Raw genomic sequence first — 20,136 nt, 5'->3', positions numbered from 1 at the left:
GCCGAGTCCAGCGTGGGGAGCCGTTGGAGGGAGGCATGGGAGTCCCACCGGCCAAGGGCGCCGGCGCTTTGCCGGCCGACGAGGCGCTGCGACCGGGCGCGATGGCGACGAGCGGACCGAGGACACCCTCACCGCAGTGCCGCCCACTGCGGCGGCCACGGTTCTCGCGCCACCCAACGCATCGGGGGACAGCTATGGACGTAACTCCCCAGCTTCTGCAGCAGGACCGGGCCGACTTCGAGCGTGCGCTCGCCCAGGCACTGGCCGCCGACCGCATCCGCGAGGCGGTCGCGCGCAGCGCCGACGGCCCCGGCATCGAGGACCTCCGCACCCTGGCGAGGGCGGCCGCCGCCGAGATCGCGGCGACTGCGGCGGAGGAGTACGGCGAGTACGCGAGACTCCGCGCAGCCGCCGACCTGGCCGGCACGCTCGGCGGACGCCCGCAGGGCGGCCACGGCACCCGCCATGGTGGAGGTGGACTGATGGGCGCACTCGCGGTCTTCGCACCGGTTCTGACGGGCACCGCCGCGGTGGTGCTCTGCCTGCTCGGCTGCATCCTCAGACTTGCGGACTCCGAACGACGGCTGGCCGACTCGGTGGTGGAAGCCGCCTGGACCGCCGCGATAGTCGCCGCGGCCAGCGCCTTCGCCGGTGTGGGCGGGCTGCTCGTCACGGCGGCCCGCCAGCGCTCTGCCGCGCTGGCCGAGAATCCCGCCCCCGAGTCCACCCCGGACAGCCTTCTGCTGGCCCGCGAAGCGTGGCGGGTGGCTCTGCTCGAACGAGGCGTGGCTCCCTTCCTGCTCAGCTGCCTGGAGCCGAGCGGCAGCGGGGACTCCCCGGCGTAGCCCCGGGCGCCGGGGCGGGCGTTGCGCGGGGCCCGGGGCAAGTCGTCGCAGCAGCCCCGCCGGAGCGAGGACTGTCCACCTGCTCCGTCAGGTGCCCGTGACCGGGAGCAGGACCAGTTGCTCGGGGTCGAAGGGCATCCACTTCGGGGCCTCGCCGCTGCCGATGGTCCTGACGCGGCACCACGGTTGGCCACCGGCCGGATGCCACCACGCGTTGATCCTGCCGACTGCCCAGGTCCCGTCCTGGTGGTGGACCTCGACCGGCTGGTAGACCCGGCGCACCTCTTCCTCCGGGGGCTGCCACGGCGCGCCCCGGAGACGCGGAGTCGCACCGGAGTGTTCCTGTTGACGGTGTGCCATCTCTCTCCCTGGCTCGCGGGCAGCTGCTTCGCAGCCCGCGGCCACGGAAGCAGCGGCTTCCCATGTCACCAGAACTCTACAGACATGTAGAAGTTTCCCGGCGGGTTCGGCCGAGTACGACGGCCGAGTACGACGGCCGGGAGCGTCGGCGCCGTGCGGACGACGAGGGCTGCTGCACCAACTGCGGCGGGAAGCCCGGCTGGTTGCCTGATCCGCCGGTGAGCGGCCGTCGGGCTGCTCACCGGCGGATCGGAGCCGGAGTGCCGGGGAGGGTCAGGCCGCGGCGGTGGGGAGGAGGCCGGGGTGGTGGCGGCGGGTGACCTCGGGGTGGGCGCGGAGGTAGCCCTTGAGTTCGTTACTAAAGGGGACTACACTCCCCACCATGGCGACACCAGGGGCGGTAAGGGGCATGGCCACACACGCGGGAGTTTACACGCGGCAGTCCGAGCAGAGGGCGAATCAGTCCGAAGCATCGACCGAGGATCAGCGGGAGCGGTCCATTGAGCGGGCAAAAGCACTCGGTGCGGTAGCGATCGAATGCTACGACGAGGAGCTAGGCACGTCGGCATTTGACGGGAAAGTGCGCCCGGTCTTTGAGCGGATGCTCAACGACTGCCGCGCCGGTCGAATCAACATGATCGTGGTTTACTACGTCGCCCGCTTTTCTCGGATTGACCCGCTGGACGCTATCCCCGTGGTCTCCGAGTTGCTGAATCTCGGCGTAACCATTGTCAGTGTGAACGAGGGGCAGTTCCGCAAGGGCAACCTTATGGACCTCATCCACCTGATTATGCGGCTCGACGCCGCACACCAGGAAAGCCGAAACAAGAGCGTTGCCGTATCCGGCGCTAAGAAGCTGGCCCGGGAATTGGGCGGCTACACGGGCGGTAAAGCGCCGTACGGCTTCCGGCTGGAGCCGCACACTGTCACCCGTGAGAACGGCCGCCCTGTGGTCATCCAGAAGCTTGCGGTAGAGGAATCCGAAGCGGCCGTCATCCGGCAGATTGCCGAGGACATCACGGCCCAGCCTCTTGGCCAGGGTCAGTGGTTCAGCGGTGAAGGTGTGTCCATCACCAGCATTGCGGCCAAGCTGGACGCGCAAGGCATTCCGACGCGAGGACAGACAGTCGGAAAGAAGTTCAGCGATAGCCGGTGGGCCGCGCAGATGATCCGCCGAGTACTCAAAGATCCCCGCATCGCTGGCTACGCGGCAGAGCCGCAGTACGGCACCCGCAAGGACGGCACACCGGGAACAACCGTCGTCGGCTACAAGCTTGAGCGCGACCCGGAAACCATGAAGCCGATCACGGCGCACCCGCAGATCATCACGCCGGAAGCCTGGTACTCCATTCAGCAATGGCTAGAGACGCGCACCCGGACCGGTGAACGGATTGACCGGGGGCAGTCTCTGGTGACCGGCCTCGGTATCGCACTCTGCGAGTGTGGCGCGCTCTTGAAGACGCACGGCATGTCAAACCGACACGGTACCCATTACCGGCAGTACCGATGCTCTCGTGTCCACCCCGAACCGGGAAAGCATGCCGGGAACGTCTCAATCTCTCAGACGGCGCTGGACGACTATGTGGCGCGACGCGTGTTCGCGCTGATCCAGAACGCTGACGGCGACCCGGACACACACGACGTATTGCAGGAGGCGGCACGGCGGTTCGGGCGGGCCACTGAGCGGCCGGACAGGGCCGCCGAGCGGTCCCGCATCGTGGCCGAGCGGGCGGAGGTCGTGGCAGCGCTGGAGGAGCTGTACGACGAGCGCGACGAAGGCGGGTTCAGGACCTCTGTGGGCCGTGCAAGGTTCCTCCGGTCCGAGAAGACCCTTGAGGGCCGTCTGATGGCCGTTGAGGCCCGTCTAGCGGACCTTGAGGAGGCGGAGGCTCCGGCACTCCCGCTAGGTGAGTGGGTCGGGGACGACCCGGACGCCGACCCGATCGGCCCGGGGTCGTGGTGGCACGGTGCCAGCGTGATGGAGCGTCGCGCCTTCTTCAAGCTGTTCATCTCCCGAATCACGCTCTACAAGGCACCGCACCGTGGCGGACAGCCGCGCACGATGGAGGCGATGGCACAGCGCGTCCGGGTCGAATGGGTGCACACGCAGAAGGAGGCGGAGGAGGAGTGACCTCCGTCACCACTCAGTAACTTAGGTGACCCTAACCTAAAATCAGCCCCGGCGAACCCGTCGGGGCTTTTTCGCGTTCTCTGGCCAGCGAGGCGAGGCGCGAGCGCTCCATTTCGATATTTCTTGCCTCTCGGCATGACGGTATGACGGTTGAGACATTGATTCGTGATTCCACATAACATCTATAAGAGAAACCGAAACGGCATCCCCGAACGTCATACCGTCATGCGGCCCTCCGGCGGCCCTCCCCGCAGGAATTCCTCCCACCCCTTTATAGGTAGCGCCCCACCGACTACCGCGCACCCCTCCGCACAATGGGCGGTCTGAGTGTCGGTGCGGCGCATACAAGACTCCCGCGCGGCTCCCGGTTGACGCCCTCTCTCGTCCCGGTTTCGAGCGCGCGGGTCTCGGTTCCGTCGGCTAACGGCAGGCCGCCCGCGAGCGCGGGTAACCCCGGTTCGAATCCGGGCGGAACCCCTGTGGGGTAGCTCCCCTGTCTCGCTGCACCCGATGGCCATCGGTCACCAGCGAGTCGCCCTGTGGTGCAAATGGCTAGCACTCCACCCCTCCCGGTGGCAATGTCGGTTCAAATCCGGCCAGGGCCCTAGTCTCCCTCCACGACCACCGCCCGAATTCGGGCGGTGGCTTCTTTGCGTTCAAAAACGAAGGATGGTGACCATCCGTGTCCGCTTGCACTTCGTGCGGTGCTGCCGCCGTTGTCCAGTGGGTCCGTCGCCCTACGGTCGCCGAGATGGTCAGCATCACTGCCGCCGAGCAGGACCGCCGAGACCGGCTCACTGCACTAGCTGATCCGTCACTGCCGCCGCCTGTCTTTGGCCCCATGCCTACCGCCAGCGTCACCACTACGGCGCTGTTCGCGTGCGTGACTCACGCTATCTCGCTTGCGCAGGCTTCGCTTGTTCATGCCTCCACGTGCACCGCTCCGGTGACCGCATGCAACTGCACGCCTGAGCCTGCGCCAGCGCCGCAGTCAATCAATGCCGGTACGTCGCCGACTATGCCGGTTGGCTGGAGTGCCTAGGCGACCATGCTTGGTCTGCGGGAAGCTCACTTCCAACCCTTCTAGATGTGACCTCCACCAAGCCGAGTACCAGGCAATGCGCGATAGGCAGCGCGGTAGCGCCACCAAGCGTGGTTACGGCTCTGCCTGGCAGCGTCTATCACGCGCTGTGCTGGAGGGCCACCGGTCTATTTATGGTGAGTGGTGTCCTGGATACAGAGTGCCTGCGCACTCGTCCTCTGACCTCACTGTGGACCATGTAATCCCAAAGGCTCTCGGTGGTACTGATACCAGAGAGAACACTCAAGTCCTCTGCCGAGCTTGCAACGGTCGGAAGCGAGACAACAGAGCCTAGCGCTGGCCGCCCTACCTACCGTCACCTCAACGGCTTGGCCGCTACTAAGTGTGACTCTTGCATATATATGCGGGGGTAGGGGGGTGGGTGAATGTCTATGCATGATCGTCTTCCGGACCCGGCCCCCATGCCCGCGCGCACGGCCGCAGGTTAGCGGGTCGGTTTTTGTTGATCAAGGAAGCTCAGAGCGTGCATAAAAGGAGGCGTGCGCATGCCAGGCCCGCCCCCAATGCCAAACGAGAAGAAGCGCAAGCTCGGTAACCCTGGCAAGCGCTCGCTGCCTGAGCTGGCCTCTGTGACGCCGCTACCGGCTACCGGGGCCGACACCCCACCGGGCCTCTCGGAGGCCGGTATAGAGCTGTGGGGGGCCGTCACGGCCACCACCAAGGCTTGGTTGGCTCCGTCGGATCGCCACACGCTCACGATGCTGTGCGAGATGGCCGACCGGCGCGCGCTCATGATGGCCGCCGTTACCGAGTATGGCCTTCTGATCGAGCGTCCAGGGGACGGCCACCTTGTGGCAAACCCCGTGGTCGCCATGCTGTCCACGCTTGAGGTCCAGATGAACCGCGTAGCCGCTTCGCTCGGCCTCACGCCAGCGGACCGGACGCGTATGGGCCTCGCTGAGGTCAAGGCCCGGTCCGCCTTTGAACAGATGCTCGCCGACCGTGCTGGAAGGGTGACGAATTGACCCCCAAGCCTCTGTTCGTCACTCCGGTGAGCCTGGCGGAGATCGAGCGGGGGGACGGACCGGACTTCGGTTCCTTCTCTCAGTTCCTCAAGATCACCAAGGATTCCGTTGGTGGCCCCACGGGCGGCCCGATGGTCCTCCGGCCCTGGCAGGGCGACATGCTGGGCCGACTGTTCGCGCGACGCGCGGACGGCCGGTACAAGCACCGCCAGGCCCTCATAGGCATGCCTCGCAAGAACGGCAAGAGCGCACTCGGCGCAGGCATCGCGCTGTACGGCCTCGCCTTTGGTCCGCATGGCGGCGAGGTCTATTCCTGCGCTGCCGACAAGGAGCAGGCTCGGATTGTCTTCGGCACCGCCAAGAAGATGATCGACCTACAGCCGGAGTTTTCCGGCATGTTCAACGTCTACCGCGACGCCATCGAATTCCCTGCCACCGGCAGTGTCTACCGCGTGCTCTCGGCCGAAGCGTTCTCGAAAGAGGGCCTATCGGCCACGCTCGTTATGTTCGATGAGGTCCACGCGCAGCCAAACCGCGCGATGTGGGATGTTATGGCCCTCTCCACGGGTGCCCGCGCAGAGCCGCTGATGGTCGGCATTACCACGGCTGGCGTGAAGTCGGATTCCACCGGCCAGGACTCCCTGTGTTACGGCATGTACCAGTACGCCGAGCGCGTAGCCAGCGGGGAGGTCGTAGACCCGTCGTTCTACTGCGAATGGTGGGGCGCGCCGGAAGGCGCAGACCACACCGACCCCGCTGTCTGGGAGGCCGCTAACCCCGGTTACGGCGACATTGTGGCCGCCGAAGACTTCGAAGCGGCGGTGTTGCGTACTCCCGAGAACGAATTTCGGACGAAGCGCCTCAACCAGTGGACTTCCACCGCGCAGGCGTGGCTTCCAGCTGGCTCTTGGGAAGGCTGCGAAGACCAGTCCGTGACCATCCCGGACGGTTCCGAAGTCGTGCTGTCGTTTGACGGCTCATTCAACAACGACTCAACGGCCCTGGTGGTCGTTTCCTGCCCTCAGCACGAGGACGATAAGCCCCACATCGACGTTGTGGCCGCGTGGGAAAAGCCCACCGGAACCGGCAATGACTGGGCCGTCCCGATCATCGACGTTGAGGACGAAATCCGTAAGGCATGCCGCCGCTGGCAGGTTCGCGAAATCGTATGTGACCCTTTCCGCTGGGCCCGCTCCTACCAGGTGCTCGAATCCGAGGGCTTGCCCGTGGTCGAGTTCCCGCAGAGCCCCACGCGCATGGTTCCGGCCACACAGCGCTTTTATGAGAGCGTCATGAACCGCTCTCACACGCATTCCGGTGATCGCAGGCTGGCCCGCCACATCGGAAACGCTGTCATTCGCACCGATTCGCGCGGCTCCCGCCTCTCCAAGGATGCCAAGGGCTCTCCCCGAAAGATTGACCTAGCCGTTGCGGCCGTCATGGGCCTTGACCGTGCTTGCCAAGAGCCCGAGCGCGCGCCGGAGGCGCAGTTCTGGTCATGGAGCGACCTATAGACCCCACCGCCCGAATTCGGGCAGTGGTCCCCTGCACGTAGGAGGACGTGTGAATCACATACGCATCACACGCCGCGTGCTGTCCGAAGTCTCCGACGTGGCCGGTATCGGCTGTGTCGTTGGCGCTGTCTGGTCGTGGAACGTGGCCGCTGGCGTGCTACTGCTCGGCGTCGCCCTGATCCTGATTGGGTGGGTGATTGACCGGTGAGCATCTTCCGTCGGGCGGTAGAGAAGCGTCTCTACGCACCATCCGGCGGTGGTGACCCTTGGGCTATCCCGTCGAACGGCAGCCTCGCGGCTGTGGCCGCCTCTGGCGTGCCGGTCACCGAGGACACTGCAATGCAGCTCATTGCCGTGTCTGCCTGTGTGCGCATTCTTTCGGACGCCGTGGCTAATCTTCCCTTCGATGCCGTCCGCACGGATGGCGCGATTCGGAAGACCATCGAACCGCCGCCGCTGGTGGTCGCCGACCCGTTCGGCGGTGCGAACGACACCCGAATGCCGACGCGTCGTCTCGGCATCTCTCAGATCATGGTGTCTCTGCTGCTGCGTGGCAACGCGTACTGTCTCGTGCTTTCGCGCGACCATTTGAACCGCCCTAACCGCCTGCGCGTGCTCCATCCGGACCGCGTGGACTGTCAGTTCAACGACAAGGGCGAGCGCGAATACAAGATTGACCGGGTTCCGGTGGACGCATTCGATGTGGTCCACATCATGGGGATGACCTATCCGGAATCCCCAACCGGTATCAGCGTCATCACGCATGCCAAGCAGGCTATCGGCCTCGGGCTGGCCGCCGAGGAGTTCGGGGCCCGCTTCTTCGGGCAGGGCGCGCATATGTCCGGCATCATTCACGTGCCTGGCGACCTGGACAAGGAACGTGCGCGCGGCCTCAAGGAATCGTTTACCGCCTCGCATGGCGGGCTGAGCAATTCCCATACGGTCGGCGTGCTTTCGGGTGGCGCTGAGTGGAAACCCATTTCCGTGACCCCGGACGATGCCCAATTCCTCGGTACGCGTGCCGCGCAGAACCTGGACATGGCAATGTTGTTCGGAATTCCTCCGCACATGCTCGGCCAGGTGGACAAAACCACATCGTGGGGTACCGGTATTGAACAGCAGGGAATCGGATTCCTTGCCTACACGCTGTCCCCGTGGCTCGGTCGGATTGAGGACGCGTGGTCGGCCATGCTGGCCCGCCCGCACACCGCGAAGTTCAACGCTGACGCGCTTCTCCGCACGGACACCGCTGGCCGTTACGCCGTCTACGGCGCTGCCCGCTCCGCTGCCATCCTCACGACCAACGAAATTCGGGCGCTTGAGAACTACGGCCCCGTTGAGGGTGGCGACGACATCGCAGCCCCGCTCAATTCCAACGTCAAGCCAATGAAGGACACCGAGGCGTCGTCCTCCGCTCCCAAGGCGGACGCACTAGGGGCGGTTTTGTAATGAATGATCTTTCCGCACGCGCAGAGCGCCAGAACGTAGTTGAGACCCGCAGCGCTGCCTACCAGGGCATTGAGCTTCGGGCGCTGGACGACGGTTTTGGCGGTAAGACTCTGCGCTTCACCGGCTATGCCTCCGTCACTGAGTCGCCATACGAAATGAGCGATTGGCTCGGCGACTACAGCGAGGTAGTTCGTCGGGGTGCCTTCGCGCGCACCCTGGCCGCAGGGGCCGATGTGCCGTTCGTCGTCAATCACGGCGGGCTCACGCTCGCACGGACCAAGAGCGGCACTCTCCGCCTCGCTGAGGACTCCACCGGCCTCCACGTTGAGGCCGACCTTGACCCGCGCTCTCCGTCGGTCCTGGACCTCCAGGTGGCCATGGAGCGCGGCGACGTAGACGAGATGAGTTTCGGATTCCGCGTCACCGCTCAGGAATGGTCACCGGACTGGACTCAGCGCGATATCACGGAAGTTGACCTCAACAAGGGCGACGTAAGCGCCGTGAACTACGGCGCAAACCCAGCTACCGCTGGCGCGACTATGCGAGGCCGGGATATGGACGCGTTCCTTCGCTCCGTTCCCACTGACCGCCTGCGCCGGTACCTGGAGGAGCTGGAGGCCGAAGCGGCCCCTGCCCCCGAGGCGGCTCGTGCCGCTGACCTCTCCCTCTACAGCGCACGCCTTCGCGCGCTGAACATCTAATCCACCGCCCGAATTCGGGCGGTGCTCTCTCAAGGAGAAGTGCATGAACAAGCGCGAAGCCGTGGCCGACATTCTGGCCAAGCGTTCCGCCAAGAATGAGGAGCTGACTAAGCTTCTGGACGCCGCCAAGGGCGAGTCTCGGGGCCTCTCCGAGACCGAGTCGAGCACCTTCGATGCCCTGGAGACCGAGGTTCGCGAGCTGGACGCGCGTGCCAAGGAGCTGGACGAGCAGATTCGGGCGGACGACGCTGCCGCCGAGATGGCGAAGCGATACGCGCCGTCCCCGTCTGGCTTCCAGGTCACTGAGCCCGAGATCTACCGTTCCGGTCTCGGTGGCCGGTCGTACTTCCGTGACCTCCACATGGCCCGCAACAAGGGCGACCGCGACGCCATGGACCGGCTGGTCCGCAACGACCGGGGCCGAGCACTGGAGGCCCGTGCGCTTACCACCGTGAACGGCGCTGGTGGTGAGTTCGTCCCGCCTCGCTGGCTGGAGGACCAATTCGTCAAGCTGGCCCGCCCGGGTCGGATCACTGCGAACCTGACCCCGACTTTCCCGCTGCCGCCCGGCACCGACAGCATCAACATTCCGAAGATCAACACCGGTACTCAGGTGGCCACTCAGCAGACGCAGAACACTGGCGTCCAGCAGACCGACCTGACGACCACTTCGGTCAACTCCGGCATCACCACCGTGGCCGGTGGTCAGACGGTGTCTCTCCAGCTCATTGAGCAGAGCCCACTGAACATTGACGACGTGATCCTGTCGGACCTCGCTGCCGCCTATGCCGTTCAGCTCAACCAGCTTGTCCTGTCCGGCACTGGCTCCAACGGCCAGCCGACCGGTCTCCTGACCCTGGCGGGTACCAACGCCATTACGTTCACGTCCGCGTCGCCGACTCTGGGCCTGCTCTACAGCAAGCTTGCCGGTGCGATTCAGTCCGTGCACACCAACCGATACCTGCCGCCGGACACCATCATCATGCACCCCTCGCGGTGGGCGTGGTGCCTCGCCTCGCTGGACGGCCAGAACCGCCCGCTGGTGGTCCCGGACACTGCTGGCCCCATGAACGCCATGGCGAACGCTGGCGCGGTGGCCTCGCAGGGCTACGTGGGCCACATCATGGGTCTGCCGGTCTACGTGGACGCCACGATCCCGACCAACCTTGGTGCTGGCACCAACCAGGACGTGATCATTGTCGCCCGCATGGCGGATCTGATCCTGTGGGAGGGCAACGTCAAGGCGGAAGCCTTCGCCCAGACGTTCGCCAACCAGCTTTCGGTTTTCGTCCGGCTCTACAACTACATGTCGTTCCAGGCGGCCCGGTACCCGAAGTCCATCAGCACCATCAACGGGACCGGCCTGACCGCACCTTCGTTCTAGCCTGACCCGCCGAGTGGAGGTGTCCGCATTGATCACCCAATACGGGCACCTCCACCGGCACTTGCAGCGCGCACGCAAGACTCACACCGGCCACCGGCCGCACGCACACCAGCGCAAGCACAGTGCGCAGCACCACCTACGGCGAGCGAAGAGCGCGCACCGACGCAACGCGAAGCGCCACGCTAGCCACGCTCGCCACCGTTCCAAGGGCCTCCGGCACCTCAAGCCGTTGAGGCGACTCAAGGCGACGCGCCACCATGCGGCGCACAAGGTCAAGCGCCACCACCTGACGCACAAGCGGCACTTGACGCACAAGCGACACGTCCAGCGGCACGCAAAACACCTTGCGAAGCACCGCCGGAAGTCCGCGCATCGCCACACGCTCCGGCATCACCGGAAGCACCGCACGCACGTGCACCGGCATCACAACAGCCATGCTCGCCACCATGCCAAGCACCGTAAAGCGGCGCACCACCACCGCGCGGCGCAGCACCACCGCAGGCATGCCAGCGGGCACCATCGCCGGACCTCAAGCCACCGGCACCACCGCCGCTACCGATAGGGGGACGCATGGCTCAAGTCCTGTACTACACGGGCCAGGACGTAGGGCTGACCTCTCCCGCCGTTCTGGACGACTCGGGGAACGTCTCCACGGGGTCTCTGGCGGTCGTTCTCACGGTCACTGACCCAACGGGCCACACGACCACTCCAGCGACCGCTAGCGTGGGTTCAGGGGTCTACACGGGGGTTGTCTCATCCGTCGCGACTTCCGGTGTCTGGCTGGTCCGCTGGACGGCCACGGGGACGAATGTCGGGTGGGCCTACGAAGACCAGTTCACGGTTCGGCCTCTCGGTGTCGAGCAGTTCGTAGACCTGGTGTCGGTCAAGAAGCACCTCAACATCCGTCCGGCGGACACAACGCAGGACGACGAACTACAGAGCTTCATCCTGTCGGCTGCCGACCTCGCGCGCGATGTGTGCGGGCCCTTCCTCCCGGAGCAGCACACAGAGTTTTTCAACGGGGGAGTCACGACCATCAGCCCGGACTGGCTCCCGCTGGCCAGCGTCCAGAGCTGCACCGAGTATTACGGCTTGTCAGGCTTCGCGCTCACTGAGCAGGCACTTGGCACGCAGATGAACGCGTTTGCGTTCACGGTCGATTACCAGTCCGGGCAGATCACCCGCCGTACCTTCGGTGGCGGCCCCGCTCAGTTCGCCGTCGGCTCCAAAAACGTCAAGTTGGTCTACACGGCCGGACGTTCGGGTCAGATTCCCTTCACGGTGCGTCTTGGTGCGCTGGAGTTGATCCGCCACCTGTGGCAGCAGACGCAGCAGGGCGGACGGCCGAAGTTCGGCAACGCTGGCATGGACGGAGAGGCCATGGGCGTCTCTATGGGTTTTGCCCTGCCGGACCGCGTAGTTGAGCTGTGGGCCCCGTTCCGCCGAGCGCCAGGGATCGCCTAATGACCATTCCCACCATGACCCCGCCGAAGGCGCGCAAGTACCTTCACGACCAGTGCGCGGCACAACTCACGGCCGACCCGAGCGACCCCACGGCGGGCATTCTCGTCTGTTACGACGCCCCGGGCCCCGGCCAGCCGGACGACATTGTGGCCATCGGCAAGACGCACAACAAGATGGACCCTATGACCCTGGTGGGCGGGGGTGGCGCTGGCTGGCTCAGCGAGCGTTACACGGTCACCATCACCGTTGACGTATTCCGGGGTGGAGACGACCCGCAGTACGCCTATGAGCGCTGTAGCGCCATCTGTGACGCAATTTGCGCCATCGTCCGTAATGATCCCTCACTCGGCGGGCTGGTCCTCATTTCCCACCCGGCCGGTTGCGATATCGAGCCCGAGGAGGACCCCGGGCACATGGGCCGACGCGTCACGGCTGAGCTGGAAATTGAGTGCTTCAACCGCATCTAGCACCGCCCGAATTCGGGCGGTGGAGGGAGTGGCGCATGCCTGCCTTCACGTACACGGGTGAAACCGACCTGTATTACCCGTCCCTTGGGGTCCACGCGACGCCCGGCCTGGTGGCCGAGCTGGACGCCGCCCCGGATGCCCGCTGGGAGCCGACTCCCGGGGCCGTCCCGACCGTTCACGAGACCCTGCCCCTGGAGGGGATGTAACGCATGACTGGCATTCGCCCCACAGCACAGACGGTAATCGGTATCGCCAAGGAAGCCACTTGGGGAACTCCGGTCGCCGCTACCGCCTTCATTCCGGTGAGTCCGCCGACCCCCAAGGACGTTATCAAGCTGGCGCAGGACAAGGGTCTTCGCGGCAGCATGGTAGAGACCTACGGTGAGGTTCAGCTTACCAAGCACACGACTTTTGACTTCTCGGGCGACGTGTTCGCCGACACCATCGGCTTCCCGTTGGCTGGCGTGCTCGGCGATGTGACCGTGACCGGTGCCACCGCCCCGTACACGCACGCCATGGCCGTTTACAACTCGGCTGACGGCCAGCCCCCGAGCTACACCATCACCGACAACTACAGCCAGAACGTGCGCCAGTACCCCGGCTGCAAGTTCAGTGAGGTGGACCTCAAGTTCTCGGCTGATGGTCTACTCACTTACTCAGCCAAGGCCGTTGGCCTTCCGTCTGTCACGACCACGGCCCCAACTCCGGCATTCTCGAACCTCCAGCCGCTCGCGGCGTGGATTGGCGCTGTGTCTATCGGTGGCTCGGCGAACCTCACGGCGCTGGACGGCAATATCACCATCAAGCGGCCCGTTTCCGTCATCGACACCGTGGACGGAACGCAGGCCCCGCATGCGCTGTTCGCGGGCCCGGTCAGCGTCTCCGGCAAGCTCACGCTTGTGATGGAGGACGAGACGCAGATAACCAACTACCTGAGCAGCACTGGCGTTGCACTTGACGTGAACTTCCAGACCGGTTCGGGCGCTGCCCTCCAGCAGGTCAAGCTTCACATGTCGCAGGTCATCTACCAGACCGCTGACATTACGCGTGGCAAGGACTTCGTAGAGCTTCCGGTCGCATTCACCGCGATTGCCAACACTACCGACGTGGGCGCGTCCAACGGCTACAGCCCCGTCAAGGTCACCCTCCAGAACGCCAACCCGAGCGGAACGTACAAGTAACCATGACTCAGACCGTCACCCTGACTTCCGGCGCTGTGGCCACCCTTCGCGACGTGGCCGACATTACCGAGCGCCAGCGTCGCCCCATCAAGCGCATTCAGTCCAAGCTGGCCGCGCTCCCTACCTTCGTCGCTGCCGTCCAGGAAGCGGAGGCCGCACAGAAGGTGTCCGGCGGTTCTCTCACCACCGAGCAGCAGCTAAGCATTGCTGCGGGCATGGGCGAGGCGTTCGACCTTCTGGAGTCGCTGAATGACTTCCTGATCGTGGCCGTTGTCCGGGGCTGGACCTATGAATTCCCGGTAGACGTGGACCGTGTCCAGGATCTCCCGACCAAGGATGTGGACCAGCTCCGAGAGGTGTGCGCGCCGTTCCTCAAGGAACTGATGCCCAACTTCGAGCCGACCACTGACGCCGCTTCCCCTACCGAGCCCTCCGCCGCCTAAGCCAGCAGCTTGAGGGGATGTTTGAGCACGACGCGGGAGACCTCCCGCTAGATGAGTACCGGGCGTGGCGACTCTGCACAATGCTGCACTGCCGCCCGTCTGATCTCGAAAGCGAATCCGCCGTCAAGCTCGATTGGCTTCTAGCCGTTGACGACGCCGTGGAGCGTGCGCGCCGAAACAAGGAGGCCGCGCAAAATGGCTGACGATTGGGTCGGGGGACTGATCAAGGGTGGCGAGGCCACCAAGCTTGAACTCGACCGGATACAGCGCGACGTGGACAAGGCCACCAAGAAGGCGCTTAAGAGCGTCCAGGCGCTGACCAAGCGGTCCATTAAGGGCGGGATGCGTGGCCGCCCTCGCTGGGACCACCGTGGCGCGTCCAGTCGTACCGGCGAGGCCGTGAATCTGGACCTAAACCCCCACGTGGCCAAGAAGACCGGCGGCCCCGGCAAGTTCACCGGCAGCCTTTCCGGCTCCATTCGCGCGAGCAAGCGACCGCGCAAGAAGGGGATCGGGAATTACTCCGGCGTCGTAATGGCCGGTGGTAAGGGCGGTCCTCAGAACATCTATAAGGGCAAGGTCGAAGGCACATATCCGTACTTCAAACCGGGTGTGAAAAAGGCCGAGCCCAAGATGCCGGCCGTTTGGGAAATTGCGTGGGCTAAGGCCACAAAGACCAAGAAATAGGGGGTAATGCCGCATGGGTGCTCTGCCCCCGGTCTTTATCGAATTCCTCGGCAACGCAACCGGGTTTATGGCGACCAAGGCCGGTGTCATTTCCGGCATTAAGCAGGTTGAGGCCGAAGGAGGCGGTTCGCTCTCTAAGTTCGGTGCTGTCTCGCAGGCAGCGCTGATCGGCATTGGTGCTGCGGCCGTCGGTGCGGCCGTCAAGACAACCGAGATGGCTGCCAACTTCCAGACGGCCATGACTCGCGTTCAGACTGGCGCTGGTGAGTCCGCTTCCAACATGAAGATGGTGGGGGACGGCGTACTCTCCATGGCTGGCCAAGTCGGCCAGTCCACCGAGCAGTTGACCAAGGGTCTCTACATGGTGGAGTCCGCCGGTTATCACGGCAAGGATGCCCTGGACGTACTCAAGGTCAGCGCCATGGGTGCCAAGGTCGGCGCTGCCGAGCTAGGCACGGTCACGGACGCCGTGACCACGGCCATGAACGCGTACGGCCTCAAGGCCAAGGACACCACGTCAGTCATGAACGCGCTGGTGGCCACCGAGGGCCAGGGCAAGACCAACATGGAGGCCCTGGCCGGGAGCATGGCCAGCATCCTGCCCGTGGCCAGCGCGGCGCACGTGGGCCTTAATGAAGTGCTCGGCGCAATGGCCACCATGACCAGCCAGGGCACCTCTGCCGACGTGGCAGCAACCTACCTGCGGCAGACGATTGGTCAGCTCTCCAACCCGTCGGCCAAGGCCGCTCAGGAGATGCGCGGGCTGGGCCTGAACGCTACGCAGGTGGCACAGGATCTCGGAAGCAAGGGCCTAGCAGCCACGCTGACCGAGCTTACCGACGCAATCCAGGCCAAGATGGGGCCCTCTGGCACGGTCATGATTGAGACCCTGCGGAAGGCTTCGAGCAACACCACCGAGTTTCAGAAGGCACTGGCGAACCTCAAGCCTTCCGAGCAGACCTATATTGGCTCGCTGGCAACGATGGTCGGTGGCACCAAGTCCATGATGGGCGCGCTACAGCTCACCGGTCAGCACATGGACACCTTCAAGGACAACGTCAAAATCATTGGCGAGCACGTCAAGGAGGGTGGCAACAACGTTGAAGGCTGGTCAGCAGTCCAAGGCACCTTCAACCAGAAGCTGGCCGAAGCCAAGGGGGCCCTGGAGGCCGTAGGAATCGCTATCGGTCAGAAGATCCTGCCGTACGCCACGCGGTTCATTGGGTGGCTCTCCGAGGGTGTCACGTGGATGACCCGACACAAGACCGCTATGGCGGTCCTGGCTGGCGCTATCGGCGGCATCCTGGTGGTGGGCCTCGCTGCGGCTGCGGCAGCTGCGTGGACCTTCACAGCGGCCCTGCTGGCCAACCCGGTGACATGGGTAGTTGTCGGCGTCATGGCGCTGGCCGCAGGTCTCGTGTATTTGCTGACCCACTGGAAGCAGGTTTGGGGCTGGATAGAGCAGCACATCCCGTTTGTGGCGAATCTCTTCCGGACCGTCTGGGCCGGTTCGCTGGCTGCCTTCCACGCGATTTTCGACGGCACGATGAAGGCCGTGCACGTAATCGCGAAGTGGTTCGAAGACAACGTGATCAAGTGGATTCTCGACCGGGTCCGCGAGTTCATGAAGTTCTGGCACGACTACAACGGCGAGATCCACGCGGCGTGGAAACTGATCTGGGAGCAGATCAAGATTACGGCCGAAAACATCTGGGACTGGCTTAAGGTCGGATTCCAGCTACTCGCCGACACGCTGAAAGCAATTTGGGACGCCGTGGTCGGCATCCTGAAACTGGCATGGGACGTGATCAAGGACGTAGTCACCTTCGGAATCCACTTTGTCGAAAACATCATCAAGGTGGGCCTGGACCTGATCACCGGCCATTGGGGGCGTGCCCTCGGGGATATCTGGCACCTGATCACTCAGGCATTCGGTGATATCTGGCGGTTCCTGTCTGACCTCGGCGGGAATCTGTGGGACCTGGTGGTCAACGTCGGCTCGGACATTATCAACGGCATCGTAAACGGCATCGAAGGTGCAGCCGGAGCAATCGGCCGATCGCTGACGCGCATTGCCAAGGGTGCCCTGGACGACGTGAAGTCCTTCCTCGGCATCAACTCACCCTCGCGCGTGTTCGCTGACGAAGTCGGCCAGTGGATCTCTCACGGTGTCGCGTCCGGCATCGACCAGCACGCGGGAGTGGCCACCACGGCCGCCCGCAACATGGCCGGTGGCCTCTCCGGCCAGTTCGGTTCGATCGGCAGCCTTGAGCCCGCCTTCGCTGGCGGGGGAAGCACGACGTTCGGCAACGGCGCAGGCGCAGGCGGCGCAACGGTCGTCAACGTGACCGTGAACGGCTCTGTCCTCTCAGACCGGGACCTCACGGACACCATTCAGCGCGTGATGGGCCAGAACGGCGCGCGCAACCCGAACACCTACCAGCCTTACCGGCGCTAACAGTAGGGGGACCACTGCCCGAATTCGGGCGGTGGCCCCCTCGGAGGACCCATGGCACTTAACCCCAACTGGCCCGTACTGGATTACGCATGGGGGCCCGTATGGAACGCGAGCGGGGGCAGTGCGCCAGGCTGGGCGTACACCGCGCTGACCGGGCGCACCATGGGCAAGGTGGGCGTTGGGCGTGGCCGCCAGTACGAGACTGACCAGGTTCAGGCTGGCACCATGTCCGCCCGCTTTGCGAACAACGATGGCCAGCTTGACCCGATGAACGCGGCAAGCCCATGGAACGGCCGAATTAAGCCCTACACGCCTCTCCGTGTCCGTGTGCAGTACCCACCGACTCAGAACATGCTGACTCAGGGGGCCGCGACCGGTGGCGACGTGGCCGCGACGCTCGGCACGATGAACAGTCAGAATCCGTCGCTCTGGATTTCCTCGTCCACCGACAGCAATAACGGCAGTGTGGTGGCCAGTGGTTCGGCCTTCCAGGGCTCCAATGTCCTCCAGTTCAACATCCCTGCCAACACCTCGGCCTCACCGGTCTACAATGCGCGCATCTTCTATGCGCTGAACGGCTCGGTGGTTCCCGGGCAGACATACACCTTCCAGGCGCGGGTTCGGAACGTCACGGCCTCCGCGTCGCTGACCGTGGCCCCGTTCTTCGAGTGGTACGGGTGGAATGGAGGAAGCGCCGGTAACCTCACTGGCACCTACGTTGTAGGCTCCAATTCCACTCTGGCGGGCTCGACTTCGGCCGCATGGACTCAGGTAACCTTCACGGCTACCGCCCCGACCTCCGGCGGCGTGTACGGCATCGTTGCTGGTGTCGCCCTCACGGCCACGTCTCCCGCCTCGGCCGTGAGTCTCCAGGCGGACGCTCTCCAGCTCGAAAAGGGCTCCACTGCAACGGCCTTCACCGTCCCGGGCATCACGTACCCGCTCTACTCGGGTTTCGTGGAGCGCTGGCCGTCTAAGTGGGACTTCGGAGGGACGTACGGCGTCGTTGACCCGACGGTTGTGGACTCCTTCGCGCTTCTCTCTCAGCGCCAGCTCCGAGACCCGCTGACGCAGGAGATTTACAGCCATACGCCGAATTTCATTTACACGCTCGGCGACCCGCAGGGGACTTCGTATTTCGCTGACGCTACCGGCAACTATGGACCGGCCAGTATCGGTGTGTCCGCCTACGGCGCAGGCTCGGTAACGGCGGGCAACAAGATTCAATCCTCCAGTGCTGGCGGGACGTTCATGTCCACCAACACCGTTGTCACGGTCGCCAATGCCAATCCGGGGACCAACTACATTGGCGCGGCGTCGTTCGTCAGCCTTTCGGCCGGTGGCGTGAAGGGTCCGAAGGACCCTGCGGCGTGGACGCGCATTATCGCCTTCCGGTACACGGGCCCCGTCCCGTCTACCGGAAATGCGGTTCTGTGGACGGCCTTTGGCCCACAGGGTGGCGGTGGTGGATCTCGGATCGAGATCGGCATCAACAGCTCCAGCCAGCTCTACGCAACGGTCCAGGGCCCGACCGGCGCGCAGGTGTCCGGACACAACGGGCACGTGAACGTCTGTGACGGAAACTGGCACCTCGGGATCATCTCGTACTCGGGTACTACCGGGTTTGGCGTCGCATGTGACGGTGGCCTGATCGACTACTGGTCTGGCTATTCGGCATCGACCAACCCGACCGGGCTGATTTCGGACAGCGTGGGCGGGTGGGTGGACCCGAGCACGGGCAACGGCACTGCCTTTAACTACCAGGGCGACATTGCGTACGCCGCTGAGTTCTCGGGCTTCTTCTTCTCCAACGATGTGACCAATCTGTATTCCGCGTGGAAGAGCCAAGCGCAGGGAGATTCGACCGACCAGCGGTACGCGCGCATCCTGCGCTGGGCTGGCTATACCGGCGCATCCGATATTGGCACCGGCCAGACTACGAGCATGGGGCCCGCCAGCGTGGCCGGACAGGATGCCCTCTCGGCGCTGGCCAGCGTGGTGGAGACCGAGAACGGCCTTCACTACATCAACAGCGCTGGAACGATCGTGTTCCGTGGTCGTGGCACCCGCTACAACAACACAAGCCCGGTCTACACCTTCGGTGAGAACACGGGCGCGGGGGAGTGGCCGTATGACGAAGTCGAGTTGGATTTCGACTCAACCCACCTGGCCAATCAAGTCACGGTGACGCAGCCTGCCAACTCGACTCAGGCGAATGGCCAGAACTTCACGGCCGCAGACACTACTTCGCAGAACGACTACTTCCCGCGAACCATGTCCCGCACGGTGAACAGCACGAGCGATGCCGAGTGCCAGGATGCCGCGAACTACTTCCTCTCTCGATACAAGAACCCGCTCACGCGCGTTCAGTCAATCAAGCTGCACCCGTCGGCGAATCCGGCGCTGTGGCCTGTCTGCCTCTCGCTTGAGCTGAACATGCGCGTCCGCATCATGCGGCGGCCGTTCGGGGCCCCACCCATTCAGGTGGATTGCTTCGTTGAGCATATCCAGTGGGACCTTGACGACCAGAACGAAGCGTTCGTCACCCTCCAGTGCTCCCCGGTGGACCCGACCCCATACGGGCTATTCGGCGCATTCCGGACGACTATCTACGGCTCGACCACGCAGCCGATAGGAACGTCCGGCTTCCCGGTCGGTCCGATGAACGGCGACAACTCGCAGGCGCTCGCTGCAATCGTCGGACACGGTTCACAGATCACCATCGAACCGGGCACCTCCAATGCCGAAACGTTCACCGTGGACTACGTGACGGCCACCACCCCCGGTAGCTGGACTTACGGAAACATCGTGATGACCACGGCGTCCACCAAGGCCCACCCTGCCGGGGCCGTTGTCTGCGAGGCGTTGCCCTCGGGTGTGACGGACCCAACCAAGTACGACACCAGCGACAAGTTCGACAGCGCCGCATTCTCCTACTAGCCGGAGTCACCGCCCGAATTCGGGCGGTGGCCCTGTGCTGGCCAC

At 64.4% G+C, this 20,136-nt stretch carries 19 protein-coding genes and 2 tRNA genes; 19 read left to right on the top strand and 2 right to left on the bottom strand.

Going from position 1 to position 20,136, the window contains the following annotated elements:
- Positions 1-194 precede the first annotated feature (194 nt).
- Positions 195-845, top strand: coding sequence for a hypothetical protein (locus P3T39_RS03980; protein ID WP_280695887.1), 651 nt, complete (start codon positions 195-197; stop codon positions 843-845).
- Between the two features lie 87 nt (positions 846-932).
- Here the strand turns inward: P3T39_RS03980 and P3T39_RS03975 are convergent, their stop codons facing one another.
- On the bottom strand, positions 933-1,205 hold the full coding sequence (locus P3T39_RS03975; protein ID WP_280695886.1) for a hypothetical protein: 273 nt from the start codon (positions 1,203-1,205) through the stop codon (positions 933-935).
- Positions 1,206-1,614: 409 nt separating this feature from the next.
- On the opposite strand from P3T39_RS03975, the gene P3T39_RS03970 reads away from it, so the two are divergent.
- The 10 genes from P3T39_RS03970 (at position 1,615) to P3T39_RS03925 (ending at position 10,451) form a co-directional block, all read left to right on the top strand.
- Positions 1,615-3,336, top strand: coding sequence for a recombinase family protein (locus tag P3T39_RS03970; RefSeq protein WP_280695885.1), 1,722 nt, complete (start codon positions 1,615-1,617; stop codon positions 3,334-3,336).
- Between the two features lie 409 nt (positions 3,337-3,745).
- Positions 3,746-3,813: transfer RNA gene (locus P3T39_RS03965), tRNA-OTHER, on the top strand.
- Positions 3,814-3,870: 57 nt separating this feature from the next.
- Positions 3,871-3,941, top strand: a tRNA-OTHER gene (locus tag P3T39_RS03960).
- Between the two features lie 393 nt (positions 3,942-4,334).
- Entirely contained in the window at positions 4,335-4,712 is a 378-nt protein-coding gene (locus tag P3T39_RS03955) for an HNH endonuclease (RefSeq protein ID WP_348534303.1), read from the top strand.
- A 229-nt stretch (positions 4,713-4,941) separates the two neighbouring features.
- Positions 4,942-5,403, top strand: a complete 462-nt coding sequence (locus P3T39_RS03950; RefSeq protein ID WP_280695883.1) for a phage terminase small subunit P27 family — start codon at positions 4,942-4,944, stop codon at positions 5,401-5,403.
- Positions 5,400-6,917, top strand: a complete 1,518-nt coding sequence (locus P3T39_RS03945; RefSeq protein ID WP_280695882.1) for a terminase large subunit — start codon at positions 5,400-5,402, stop codon at positions 6,915-6,917. Before P3T39_RS03950 ends, P3T39_RS03945 begins: the two co-directional genes overlap by 4 nt.
- Positions 6,918-6,966: 49 nt before the next feature.
- Complete coding sequence (locus P3T39_RS03940; RefSeq protein WP_280695881.1) at positions 6,967-7,125, top strand: DUF1056 family protein; 159 nt, start codon at positions 6,967-6,969, stop codon at positions 7,123-7,125.
- Positions 7,122-8,366, top strand: coding sequence for a phage portal protein (locus P3T39_RS03935; protein ID WP_280695879.1), 1,245 nt, complete (start codon positions 7,122-7,124; stop codon positions 8,364-8,366). The genes P3T39_RS03940 and P3T39_RS03935 overlap by 4 nt, the downstream gene beginning before the upstream one ends.
- Complete coding sequence (locus P3T39_RS03930; protein ID WP_280695878.1) at positions 8,366-9,067, top strand: HK97 family phage prohead protease; 702 nt, start codon at positions 8,366-8,368, stop codon at positions 9,065-9,067. Before P3T39_RS03935 ends, P3T39_RS03930 begins: the two co-directional genes overlap by 1 nt.
- 43 nt (positions 9,068-9,110) lie before the next feature.
- Positions 9,111-10,451, top strand: a complete 1,341-nt coding sequence (locus P3T39_RS03925; protein WP_280695877.1) for a phage major capsid protein — start codon at positions 9,111-9,113, stop codon at positions 10,449-10,451.
- Positions 10,452-10,587: 136 nt separating this feature from the next.
- On the opposite strand, the gene P3T39_RS03920 is transcribed toward P3T39_RS03925, so the two are convergent.
- Positions 10,588-10,956, bottom strand: a complete 369-nt coding sequence (locus P3T39_RS03920) for a hypothetical protein (RefSeq protein ID WP_280695875.1) — start codon at positions 10,954-10,956, stop codon at positions 10,588-10,590.
- Positions 10,957-11,327: 371 nt separating this feature from the next.
- Between P3T39_RS03920 and P3T39_RS03915 the strand changes: the two genes are divergently transcribed.
- The 8 genes from P3T39_RS03915 (at position 11,328) to P3T39_RS03880 (ending at position 20,091) form a co-directional block, all read left to right on the top strand.
- Positions 11,328-11,915: a hypothetical protein gene (locus P3T39_RS03915; protein WP_280695874.1), complete on the top strand. Its 588-nt coding sequence runs from the start codon at positions 11,328-11,330 to the stop codon at positions 11,913-11,915.
- A complete protein-coding gene (locus tag P3T39_RS03910) occupies positions 11,915-12,382 on the top strand; it encodes a hypothetical protein (protein WP_280695873.1) in 468 nt (155 codons plus the stop codon). The genes P3T39_RS03915 and P3T39_RS03910 overlap by 1 nt, the downstream gene beginning before the upstream one ends.
- Positions 12,383-12,417: 35 nt before the next feature.
- Positions 12,418-12,588: a hypothetical protein gene (locus P3T39_RS03905; protein ID WP_280695872.1), complete on the top strand. Its 171-nt coding sequence runs from the start codon at positions 12,418-12,420 to the stop codon at positions 12,586-12,588.
- Between the two features lie 3 nt (positions 12,589-12,591).
- Positions 12,592-13,563, top strand: a complete 972-nt coding sequence (locus P3T39_RS03900) for a phage tail tube protein (RefSeq protein WP_280695871.1) — start codon at positions 12,592-12,594, stop codon at positions 13,561-13,563.
- A gap of 2 nt (positions 13,564-13,565) precedes the next feature.
- Positions 13,566-14,006: a hypothetical protein gene (locus tag P3T39_RS03895; protein ID WP_280695870.1), complete on the top strand. Its 441-nt coding sequence runs from the start codon at positions 13,566-13,568 to the stop codon at positions 14,004-14,006.
- 195 nt (positions 14,007-14,201) lie between these two features.
- The gene (locus P3T39_RS03890) at positions 14,202-14,693 is read left to right on the top strand and encodes a hypothetical protein (RefSeq protein ID WP_280695869.1); all 492 of its coding nucleotides are present in this window, start codon (positions 14,202-14,204) and stop codon (positions 14,691-14,693) included.
- A 13-nt stretch (positions 14,694-14,706) separates the two neighbouring features.
- A complete protein-coding gene (locus P3T39_RS03885; RefSeq protein ID WP_280695868.1) occupies positions 14,707-17,151 on the top strand; it encodes a phage tail tape measure protein in 2,445 nt (814 codons plus the stop codon).
- A gap of 51 nt (positions 17,152-17,202) precedes the next feature.
- A complete protein-coding gene (locus tag P3T39_RS03880) occupies positions 17,203-20,091 on the top strand; it encodes a hypothetical protein (RefSeq protein WP_280695867.1) in 2,889 nt (962 codons plus the stop codon).
- Positions 20,092-20,136 lie beyond the last annotated feature (45 nt).

Source organism: Kitasatospora sp. GP82, assembly GCF_029892105.1.
In the GTDB taxonomy this organism is placed as follows: domain Bacteria; phylum Actinomycetota; class Actinomycetes; order Streptomycetales; family Streptomycetaceae; genus Kitasatospora.
The sequence above is the reverse complement of the archived record's forward strand: the minus strand, read 5'-3'. Positions and strand labels throughout refer to the sequence as shown.